General features: G+C 31.5%; 4 protein-coding genes and 1 rRNA gene. 2 read left to right on the forward strand and 3 right to left on the reverse strand.

Features of this window, described 5'->3' with window-relative positions; genetic code table 11:
* On the reverse strand, nt 1–605 hold a 605-nt coding region (locus M3600_RS28035; RefSeq protein WP_251648503.1), incomplete at its 3' end, for a replication initiation protein.
* 573 nt (nt 606–1,178) lie between these two features.
* Between M3600_RS28035 and M3600_RS28040 the strand changes: the two genes are divergently transcribed.
* On the forward strand, nt 1,179–1,982 hold the full coding sequence (locus M3600_RS28040; RefSeq protein ID WP_251648505.1) for a ParA family protein: 804 nt from the start codon (nt 1,179–1,181) through the stop codon (nt 1,980–1,982).
* Nucleotides 1,960–2,211, forward strand: a complete 252-nt coding sequence (locus M3600_RS28045; protein WP_251648507.1) for a hypothetical protein — start codon at nt 1,960–1,962, stop codon at nt 2,209–2,211. The genes M3600_RS28040 and M3600_RS28045 overlap by 23 nt, the downstream gene beginning before the upstream one ends.
* A gap of 794 nt (nt 2,212–3,005) precedes the next feature.
* On the opposite strand, the gene M3600_RS28050 is transcribed toward M3600_RS28045, so the two are convergent.
* Both M3600_RS28050 and rrf read right to left on the reverse strand, forming a co-directional pair.
* Complete coding sequence (locus tag M3600_RS28050; RefSeq protein ID WP_251648509.1) at nt 3,006–3,848, reverse strand: tyrosine-type recombinase/integrase; 843 nt, start codon at nt 3,846–3,848, stop codon at nt 3,006–3,008.
* Nucleotides 3,849–3,974: 126 nt separating this feature from the next.
* Nucleotides 3,975–4,091: ribosomal RNA gene (rrf, locus tag M3600_RS28055) — 5S ribosomal RNA — on the reverse strand.
* Between the last annotated feature and the right edge of the window lie 6 nt (nt 4,092–4,097).

A 4,097-nucleotide genomic window follows, 5' to 3' on the forward strand; every position in this document is an offset into this window, starting at 1 on the left:
GTGATATCTGATTTTTTATTTATCTGTTTTTGAGAAGGTAGTAATATTCGTTGCTTAAAATTCCCATAAGCTGGATATATATTTGTTGCCCCTAACTTATGCCTTAGATCCTCCATAGTGAAAGTTCTTTCTTCTAAACGTTCGTATTGCTTCAGTAGTTCATATATCCTTATAGAATAATGCCCTTTTAGCTTACTTACATTTTTTAAATGATACGATGTAAACTCCTTTTTCAACTCTAATAAATAAGGGGTAAGGAATTTATGTAGTGTAAGTTCGATTGTCCCTTTTTTATAGTTATAATCGGCTTGGGATAGCCATTGAACTTGTATCAATCTTTCTTCGAACCTAATTTCATAAATTTTAGCTAACATATTCCTCGTGATTTCTTCTAATTCTTTATATCTTGTATTACTGTTTCCACCAATCAATTTAATAAAATCTTTTATTGTGAAGGTGTAAGATTGAAACTCCTTATCGTTTGGTTGTACCAAACTAATAAGTGTTAGTATGATTTTTTGCTCTATTTCAGTTAATTTATATGCTGCTTCAATAAGCTGATTTGATTTCGTAATTAAGTTATCTGCACTTATTTTGGATCCCATATTAAAACTCCTTTTTAATGATCATTCTAAAATATAACAAATTACATAAAGCAAAACTACTTTGTGTTATATTTCGAAATATTCAAAATGGAAAGATAATATACTGCAGATTAATATTTTTGATTATTTAAAATTAACAGAAATAATTATAAAACAATCAATCATCAATGTTCTCTGTTTTGATTGTTTTATCAATTATTTGTTTTAATTGTTTTTATTGTTTTTATTGTTTTAGGAGGCTAAAAACCCTTATGTACCAAGGGTTTGCGGGCCCTAACTATAACAAAAACTGAGTTAACTATAACAAAAACTGAGTTAACTATAACAAAAACTGAGTTAACTATAACAAAAACTGAGTCACAACTATAACAAAAACTGAGTCAACTATAACAAAAACTGAGTCAACTATAACAAAAACTGAGTCAACTATAACAACAAAAAAAAGGTGTTATAGTTTGACTTTTTTTGTAATTATTTCAAATATTTTCTAAAGGATTTCAATAATTTTCCTAGAAAGTATTATTCAAACAAATAAAAGAAGAAAAGAACGTTGGAAGAAGGAGGAATCTTTTTTTGGCTATTACCATTACTATGGGAATACAAAAAGGTGGGTGTGGAAAGTCCACTACTGCAGGAATACTATCTTATTTATTAAGTAGAGATGGTTATAATGTGTTGGCAATAGATATGGACTCTCAAGGGAATTTAACCGAATTACTATCTAATCACCCCTCTAACGAATTCATTGGAAGATCAGTATTAGAAGCTATGCAGGAGCAGGATGTGAAAAAGTATATTCTACCTATAGAGAAAAATTTAGATTTATTGCCTGCTACAAATTTTTTAGCTACCTTCCCTAGATGGATTTACACTGGGAAAACTTATAGTGGCAATTCAGCTCCTTTTAAAGGAACCCCAAGTTTGATTTTGGACAAAAGCTTAGATGAAATAAGAAATGAATATGATTTCATTATTATTGATACCCCGCCTTCTTTGTCAGAACAAACAACCAATGCATTATGTGCTAGTGAGTATGTAGTGGTGTTATTCGAGTGCTCTAACTGGTGCTACTCAGCAATACCTAACTTTATGGAATCTGTCACCAGTGCTAAAAATCATGGCAATAGAAGTACTGAAGTAATAGGGATTTTAAGAACGTTGAATGACTTAAGAAGAAGTGACGCCAAAGCCTTTAATGAAATGATCACGGAAGATTATCCTAATGAAGTTTTTGAAACGGTTATTACTAGAAGAGCTCCTATTGGTCGCTTAGCCTTATATGGGTTTAATAAAAACTCAGAATTAAAACATGCATTACTTCAATATGAGGGATTTTATAAGGAGTTGATTAAACGTGTCCAAAGTAAACGACATTAAAACTATGAAGCGTCTTCAGAAACAAATTACCCCTTCTCAGGCGCTTGCTGAAGAAGTTAGTGGGGGAGGGAACATATTACAGGAGAAACTAATAAGAAAAAGAGTATCATTTGATTTACGAACAGATTTGCATAAAGAGTTAAAGCTACAATCTTTATTGCAGGAAAAAAACATCTATATTTTAATTGAAGAAGCAATAGAAGAGTATCTAAATAAAGGAGTAAAGTAATTTTGTGCATCCATCTTTTGAGTGCGTAAAATTAATATTCAGTAGTAGTTAACATAATGCGTCTTATCCAAAGCAGCACCCCAAACAAAAGACGGAATTCGGCCATATTCGGGCAAATTCCGTCTTTTTCCCTTCGGGAAATAATCAAAAAAGAAGAGCATAATTCAAAAAGACAATCTCTTCATTCCTCCTATTTTCTCCTGGATCCTATTCCATTACCTATTTGACAATCTTTACAATTTCGGAACAATTGACTTCTCTTTGCAGCGTTGTATTAGTCATTTCTATGACTGTATTCGTTGCTTACCTATCCTTTTATGAAAGAGCATAAGGAAACCTGATATCACCTTATTATAAAAGGTGATAAATAGTCCGTGCCTATTGGGTTTCAAGGAACATTAAGGTGATATCACTTTTTGACCTATGAGATATACCGTAGATATACCGTAGATATACTTGAGATATACCGAAATATCTCTAAAGATATAGTCATATTCCAAAAATTATTGAAAAAAACTCTCTCCTTTTTCACCTCATTTGTAGCTTTATATCAGATTCCCATAGATAATTCACATTTAACCCGTTTTAAGGGCTTTAAAAAGGTTTTTATCCATCACCCTTACTTAAATACATTTTTTCAAAAAGAATAGCCTTATACGACGAATATAAGGCCCTGAGGATGTTTTGCAATAGAAATGCTATTGGTTTTTTGTGTTTTTAATTAAAACTTTAATACCTTTGGCTTTTTAAAGACGATTAAATATAAAAACCTGGAATAATACTTAAATAACAACTTACCCGAGTGTATCATTAATAAAAGTTTTTTCTATTGCTTCTTCCAGTTCCAATTGTTTCATCCTGGATTTTGCATATCTTTTAGTAACATTTATATCTTTATGTCCAGCGAGTTTTGAAACAATTTCTAAGCCTATCCCTTTATCTATAAGTTTTTGACAAAAAGTATGTCTTAATTTATGTGGATGAACATTATATTTTTTTAACATATATTGAATCGATCTTTCCGTTAATCGTTCATTAGATTTCGAAGTAAATAAAGCATCATCACTATAGAAAGAATCACAATATTTAAGAAGATATGTCTTAGCTTCCTCCGATAACGGAATACATCTTTCTTCACCAGTTAATCCATTTCTAATGATTAATTGCCTTTTGTTAATATCAATATTCGACTTATTTAGAGAACATAATTCAGATACTCTAATACCGGTATGAAGTAATAAATAAACAATAGCTATATTTCTTTCATGCCCATCTTTTTTTACTTCTTGAAGTAATTGATTGTATTCATAAGGAGTTAGTATTTCCAATTCTCCTTTTTTTTCTATAGGGGTAACTTTAATATCTAAAGTTATCTCTGGACGTTTTAAAAACTTAGCAAACGTCCTAATAGAACCCAGTATTTTATCGATAGTTATTGGACTTTTTCCTTGCTTTTCTAAAAAGGAAAGATAATTTTGAACATCCTTTTGGGATATGTTCTCTAAATAAGTAGGATATTTGTAGAGCCAGTCTTGAAATTTTTTCATTTCACGTTGATAAGTAGTGACTGTGTTAACAGATTTCCCTTCTGTTTCAAGCCAGTCTGCAAATTGACTAATAACATTAGATCTTTGCACTTTATCACCCCTATTCAGACTTGGTACTTACTTAATATCTTAAATCATAAGAGGAAAGAAGTAAACTTCCACGATAAATTCAAAAAAAAAGGGATAGCAGTCTAACGACTACTATCCCTTTTAGGTGCCTGGCGACGTCCTACTCTCACAGGGGGAGAGCCCCCAACTACCATCGGCGCTGAGAAGCTTAACTTCCGTGTTCGGTATGGGAACGGGTGTGACCTTCTCGCTATCGCCACCAGACTATTT

This window comes from Niallia sp. MER 6, assembly GCF_023714395.1.
Classification (GTDB): Bacteria; Bacillota; Bacilli; order Bacillales; family Cytobacillaceae; genus Niallia.